The following is a 6,194-nucleotide window of genomic DNA, read 5'->3' as shown; positions in this document are numbered from 1 at the left end:
AAAGGGCTTCGGCACCATCCCGGTCGCCGGTACCTTCCCGCGTCCTCGCCAGAAAGAACAGGGCACTGGCGTTGCCTGCGTCGGCGGCTTGCAAAGCAAGGGCTTCGGCTCCCTCCTGGTCCCCGACTTTCGCCCGGATCCGCGCCAGTTCGACGAGGGCCTCTAGACGGCCCGAATCGGCAACCTGGTGGCGCAGGTGGAAAGCCCATTGGAAGCGATACCGGGATTCAGCGGCGTGGGCGAGACGGCTGAGCTCATCAGGGTTGTTGAGATGGGTGTAGGCGGCGTGCCAAAAGGAAGCCGGTGGGCACTTCGCTCGGCGGGTGCTGCGGCCGTGTTGTTCGAGGTAGTCGGCGAGTCGGAAGACGGGCCCTGCTGCTTGGGTGGCAGGAGTGGTGGCTGGCGTCGGGCTGCCGGGAGGGCGGCGCTCGGGGCGAGTACTCGTACGACGCAAGGGCGCCTGTTTACCATGGACGGGGCGGGCTAGATCAGCGAAGGCTGTCTCCGCCCAGCCTTCATCGAGCTGGTTGTAGTCCCAGTCGCTGAGGTAGTCGATCGCAGCGTCGATGAGGAAGGACTGTGGGAGGTGGAGGCCCACACCGAGGCGACGTGCATCCATCGCGGCATCCATCACAGCCCTGACGGCTGGCGTGCCCTGCTCGTAGCGACGCAATAGTTCGGGGGCCCCAGCGAGATCCTGGGTCACTCGTCCGTCCGTGCTCGCCCGGGTGAGGGCGTCGGCCAGCAATTCGTCGCCGTCCCGTGCAAGGGTGGCTGTCGCGCGCAGTGCCTCTTGGTCGAAGGACTCGGGGACTGTGAGGGTCCTTCCGGCCAGCAATTCGCGTACCCGGCTGTGCCGGTCCAGTTTGCCAGGTGCAGGCAAGGCTGTGTACTCGTCGGCGTACTCGGGCCACAGGGTCCCCAGGATGAGAACGGGCCCGCGGCCGGGGTTGGTAAGCAGGCAATGCACCGCGGCTGCGAGATGCTCACCCACCCGGGGTTCACCGAGGTAATGCTGGGCCTCGTTGAGCCACACCACCGTGCATGGCTCTACACGTCGCAAGTCGTCGAGGGCAGCCTGGGCTCTGGTCGGGTCGAAGGGGTGCCACAGCCGCCACCCCTTGTGGGCGAGTGGTTGGACGGATTCCCAGCAGGCTCTCGTCTTGCCGGTCGATGACGACCCGACCAAGATCACCATCCGGCTTCGTCCCGCGCTGGCATCCTGCACCGCCTCTGCGAGCACCTGATCGTGGAGCCGCGGAACATAACCGGGCAGCACCCGGATTGGCGCGGCTCCAGACTCGTACCCATTGAGGGCAGGGCTAGCAGGGTGGACCTCCAAGTCGTGAGGGTTCCAGTCGCTGATCGGCTTGCCCGGGCCTCGCTCTTTCCGGCCAACGGGGCCGACTTCTCCAGCGGCAACCCGTCGAAGGGCCAGCAACTCTTCGGCCGGCAAGCGCAGCTCGCGGGCCAAGGCCGCAACCGTCTCGGCAGAAGGCGGAGTTGATGCATCAGTCTGGAAGGCCAGTTGCACGGTCGTGCGGCTCAGCTCTGCTCGGGCAGCGAGCTGCGTCTTGGTCAGCCGGGCCCGGGCCAGCCCATCCGTCAGCCGCTTGCGCAGATCGGTAAGCGCCCTATCGCGCTCCTGCTGCTCCTCGTGCACCTACCTGCACCTAAGTAGCTGTTGTCTTTTCGATCTTGAGCGATGCGCGTCGAACGGAAGTCCCGATCGGGTGGTCGCGGGGCGCTAGGCGCATACGAATAGGGCCTCCTGAACAGCTCGTTGGTGTCGAATCACCGAGCAGCAGGAGGCCCTGGTGCAGCAGTCTTGCGTGTCGATGGCCGGGCAGTCCAGCGCGGTCACCTGGGAGTGTGACTGCCTGGCTCACCGGTTCGGAAACGCCGCCGACAACGGGACGCGGCAGCCTCGCTACCCGACGGACATGACGGACGGGGAGTGGGCCGTGGTCCGCCCGCTGCTGCCGGTGCCGGGCTGGATGCGCGGCCGGGGCGGCCGGCCGGAGGCGTATTGCCACCGGGCCATGCTCGATGCGATCCGGTATCTCGTGGACAACGGGATCAAGTGGCGCGCGATGCCCGTCGACTTCCCGCCCTGGGACCGCATCTACGCATTCTTCCGCCGCTGGCGCGACAACGCCCTGGTCAAAGAGTTCCACGACCGGTTGCGCGCGAGGGTCCGCGAGGAGCTGGGACGGGACGCGCAGCCGACGGCCGGGGTGATCGACTCGCAGTCCGTCAAGGCGGACGCCGTTGTCGGCGCGGACAGCCGTGGCTTCGACGGCGGCAAGCTCGTCAACGGCCGCAAGCGGCACGTCGTGGTCGACACCCTCGGCCTGCTGCTGGGCGTGCTGGTCACCGCCGCGGATGTCGGCGACCGCACCGCTGCCCAGGTCCTGCTTGAGCAGGTGTCCGAGGCACACCATCGCCTGGTCCTCGTCTGGGCCGACGGCGGCTACACCGGCAGCCTCGTCGAGTACTGCCTGGCCACGTTCGCCCTGGTCCTGGCGATCGTCAAACGCAGCGACGACCGACGAGGGTTCGTGGTGCTGCCCAAGCGGTGGATCGTCGAGCGCCTCTTCGCCCACCTGATGCAAAGTCGCCGCCTGGTGCGCGACTTCGAGCGGCGTACCACCAGCGCCGAGGCGATGGTCTACTGGTCGATGACCCTGCTCATGACCCGTCGCCTGGCCCGCTCACGCCTGCCGCGAGGGTGAACCGGCCCGGCTGCTGCTCGGCCAGCCAGCCGCGGGCCACCAGGCGTTTCGCTTTCGACCGCAGTGCCTCCACCCGCGCCGGCACCACGTCCATGCCGAACATGGCGGCCATCTCCTGGCAAGTCAGCGGCCCTTGATGGAGCCGGGCCCGGTCCGCGAGTGTCTTGAGGATGCGCTGGTAGTCGACCGACAGCGCCGACCAGGCCAGCCCCTGGCGCCACACCGGCACCTGGGACTTCGGCTTCGCCGCGTCCCGGAGCGCCGACTGCACCTCCCCATCCCGCGGATCCGGAGTGACCTCCGCCCTGGCGGTGGCGCCGTCGTCCGGAGCCAGCACCGTATCGACCCGCCTGCGAGCGATCGCCCACTCCTGCCATTCCAGCTCGGCCGCAGCCAGCTCGGCCTGGATACGGTCGGCCTCCTCGCGCAGCCCGTCGACTCGACGCCGAGCGGCGAGCTCGTGCTGTTCCAGCAGCCCAACAACCGACGGCATCCGCGACCTCCCGGGGAACGACGACCCGACAGGCCACCACTCCCACGGAACCACGACTCCTATCCCCGACCAGCGGAAACGCGTCGATCACGTCCGGAAAGACAACAGCTTCTAACTCGTCTGTTCGCCGGTGTTCATTATCGTCTGGCCCCACACTGGCGCACACCGTTTCCGCGACCTTGAGGTACGTCAACGTCCCAACGACTACCGGAGCTTGCCGTGCCCAGTCTCGCTGTTGTCCTGCTTACCACTGCGCTCGTTGTCGTCATGGCGACGCTGGCCGCTGCTGCTGCGGGCAAGCTCGCCCGTCTGGACGGCGCAACTTACCCCGCTGCCCTCATGCGGGCTGCCGCCGTGTTCGCTGCGGTACTCACCCTTGCGGCTGCCTTGACCAGCGCCCTCGCCCAGGTCCTCTCCTGAGTTGAGGCGCATCCCTCATTCCGCCGCGCATGGAGTGCGCGGGCCGCGCCGCCGTCAAGGTCACCTTCGGCAGCGCTGCGCTCTGGGCATCGGTCATCTAGGCGGCTTGGGCTGCGGTTCGGCTTGTCGTGTTCACGGGTGGGCAGGTGCGGTGCCGGACCCAGGCGGCGCCGGCTGCCACGGCGGCGGGCATGCTCGGCCGGTCGGCGACTGCCCTGCCCTGGCGGGGGAGCCTCGGACGTCGCGGGTCGCTTTCGGGGAGCGCCATCAGCGCTCACTGGTGCGAACTCAGCCGGTCATGGGGCTCGGTCCATCGGACCAGGCAGCAGTCGCACACCATGCCGTACAGGCTGCCCCTGCGGCTTGTACGGCATCCGTGCCCCCGGCGCGCGGTAGCGTCTTCATGAGGCCGAGCGAGAGGGAGCACGCAGCATGCCACAGCCCGTGGAGACCGCGGACCGTCAAGCCAAGCAAGGGCTCATCCTCGACTTCGCAGGGGTGCTGACCGCCGATCCGCTCGCCGTGCACCGCGCGTGGTGCGAGTCGGAAGGGCTTCCCCCGGAAGCGTGGCGTGCCACCCTCAACGATGATCCTGAAGGCCGACGGCTGTACGCGGCGCTGGAGGTCGGTGAGATCGGCCAGGCGGAGTGGAACAGGCGGACTGCGGCTATTCTCGGCGCGCATGTCACACCGGACAACCTGATGGGGCGCGCATGGGCTGCGGTGCCCCCAGCTCGGCGCATGGCCGCGCTCGCGCGAGCTGCCAAGGGAGCGGGGTACCGTCTCGCTCTCCTGTCGAACAGCTTCGGCACGGATCCCTTCAACCCGTATGAGAGGGCCGGGATTTGGGACCTGTTCGATGTGCGCGTCATCTCTGAAGAGGTCCGTATCGCAAAGCCCGACCCTGCCATCTACGAGCTGACGTTGGAACGCCTCGGGCTTCCTGCCCAGGTATGCGTGTTCGTCGACGACCACCCACGGAACCTTCCACCTGCCGAAGCCCTGGGCATCACTACCGTCCTCGCGACGGATGAAGCCGCAACAGTGGCCGAGCTTGAGGCATTGCTCGGAGTGAGCACTGCGCTTTCCGTTTAGCGACGACTTCCAGCCAACTCACGGTGTCAGCGGTGCCTATGGGTGTTGCCGGTCGTAAAGGAGTGGGTACGGTCCGTGCCTGGCCGGATGGGGAGGAGCTGCTGCCATGCAGTGGTCCGAGTACAGCACCGCCGAACGGCTCAAGACGCTGCGCGGTGCCATGACGCAGGAACAGTTGGCGGAAGCCGCCAACGTCTCCGTGGGGGTCGTAAGGAAACTGGAACGCGGCGGCACCGCTTCCCTTCCTTCGCTTCTGTCCATTGCCTCTGCTCTTGGGACGGACATCGCCGTGCTCCTCGGCCAGCAGGCGCCCCGTCGCTCCATGGACCGCGACGAGCGTGCAGCGCTGCGCACGCTGTCTGCTGCCACGCACGATGCCGCGATTGGCATCCCCACCGACAGCGAGCCGGGCACCGTCGAAGAGCTCCGTGGTGTCGTTCGGCGGGCTGACGCGGCCTACTGGGCGGGCCGCTACACCGAACTCGGTGCGCTGCTCGGCGCCTTGCTGCCCGAAGCCCGCGCCCGATACGACGTGGCGGAAGCCGACGAGCGGGAGGCCGCGGCCGGCGTCCTGGCCGATGTCTTCCAGACTGCTGGGATGGCCGCGAACGTGTGGGGTTCGCGGGACCTTGCGTATGCGGCGCTCACCTACGGCCGGCAGATCGCCGTGCAGGCTGGCGACGATCTGCGGGATGCCCACCTGGCCGCCACCACGGCTTGGGTGAATCTCCGCGACGGGCGAACCGCGCAGGGGTTCGCGCTCGCTGCGGCTCAGGCCGACCGGATCGAGCCGAAGATGTCCGAGCACGATCCGGACCGGCTGTCGGTGTACGGGCAGCTCGTCACGAATGCTGCTGTGGCCGCGTCCCGGGGTGGCGCTTCGCCGGACACCGCGCGGGAGTACCTCTCCCAGGCGCACGCGGTTGGCGCCCGCCTGGGGGCGGAGCATGCTCGTGGCCTGCATGCCCAACCATTCGGGCCGCTCTACGCCGCCACGCAGGCGATGAGCATCGCCGTTGCCCTCGGCGACACCGGCGGTGCGCTCCGGCTCATGGACACAGTCAGGCTGGACGACACGGTGCCCCTCGCCACTCGGGCCCGGTACGGCCTCGACGTGGCGTTGACGCATGTGGAGTGCCGTCGGTGGGACCAGGCTGCTGACACCCTGGAAAAGGTCTGCGGCATGGCGCCGGGGTGGGTGCGGCACCAAATGCTGCCTGGAGTGATCATCTCTCGCCTCGCCGGAGTGTCCGTCGCGCGTCTCCGTGGGCTCGCCCACGCGGCCGGTGTGCCCCTCGCCGTTCGCTGATCGCTTACCGCCACGCGCCATAGCAGCCCACACAGCCGCCGCCAGCCCGACTGCCACGCTCCGTGGTGGTCCTGCCGGAGGACGAGCGTGCAGCAGCACGGGACGTGGCAGTCCGCCGCGTCATGACTTCGTGGCGTCGCCA

The 6,194-nt window shown here is 68.4% G+C and carries 6 protein-coding genes; 4 read left to right on the top strand and 2 right to left on the bottom strand.

The genetic code is table 11. From position 1 onward, the window contains the following. Positions 1-1,663 (bottom strand): helix-turn-helix domain-containing protein (locus AC5WS8_RS09060; RefSeq protein WP_496102777.1); only part of this gene is annotated, 1,663 nt, incomplete at its 3' end. A gap of 154 nt (positions 1,664-1,817) precedes the next feature. On the opposite strand from AC5WS8_RS09060, the gene AC5WS8_RS09055 reads away from it, so the two are divergent. Continuing rightward, entirely contained in the window at positions 1,818-2,735 is a 918-nt protein-coding gene (locus tag AC5WS8_RS09055; protein WP_496102776.1) for an IS5 family transposase, read from the top strand. On the opposite strand, the gene AC5WS8_RS09050 is transcribed toward AC5WS8_RS09055, so the two are convergent. Further along, positions 2,692-3,228, bottom strand: coding sequence for a hypothetical protein (locus AC5WS8_RS09050; RefSeq protein ID WP_496102775.1), 537 nt, complete (start codon positions 3,226-3,228; stop codon positions 2,692-2,694). The two genes, AC5WS8_RS09055 and AC5WS8_RS09050, sit on opposite strands and share 44 nt — an antisense overlap. Before the next feature lie 219 nt (positions 3,229-3,447). On the opposite strand from AC5WS8_RS09050, the gene AC5WS8_RS09045 reads away from it, so the two are divergent. The 3 genes from AC5WS8_RS09045 to AC5WS8_RS09035 all read left to right on the top strand — a co-directional run bounded on the left by AC5WS8_RS09045 (position 3,448) and on the right by AC5WS8_RS09035 (position 6,052). Next, a complete protein-coding gene (locus AC5WS8_RS09045; RefSeq protein ID WP_496102774.1) occupies positions 3,448-3,648 on the top strand; it encodes a hypothetical protein in 201 nt (66 codons plus the stop codon). 432 nt (positions 3,649-4,080) lie between these two features. Further along, the gene (locus AC5WS8_RS09040) at positions 4,081-4,743 is read left to right on the top strand and encodes an HAD-IA family hydrolase (protein WP_496102773.1); all 663 of its coding nucleotides are present in this window, start codon (positions 4,081-4,083) and stop codon (positions 4,741-4,743) included. A gap of 106 nt (positions 4,744-4,849) precedes the next feature. Beyond that, positions 4,850-6,052: a helix-turn-helix domain-containing protein gene (locus AC5WS8_RS09035; RefSeq protein WP_496102772.1), complete on the top strand. Its 1,203-nt coding sequence runs from the start codon at positions 4,850-4,852 to the stop codon at positions 6,050-6,052. Positions 6,053-6,194: the final 142 nt, after the last annotated feature.

The organism is Streptomyces sp. PTL18, from assembly GCF_059510295.1.
The sequence above is the reverse complement of the archived record's forward strand: the minus strand, read 5'-3'. Positions and strand labels throughout refer to the sequence as shown.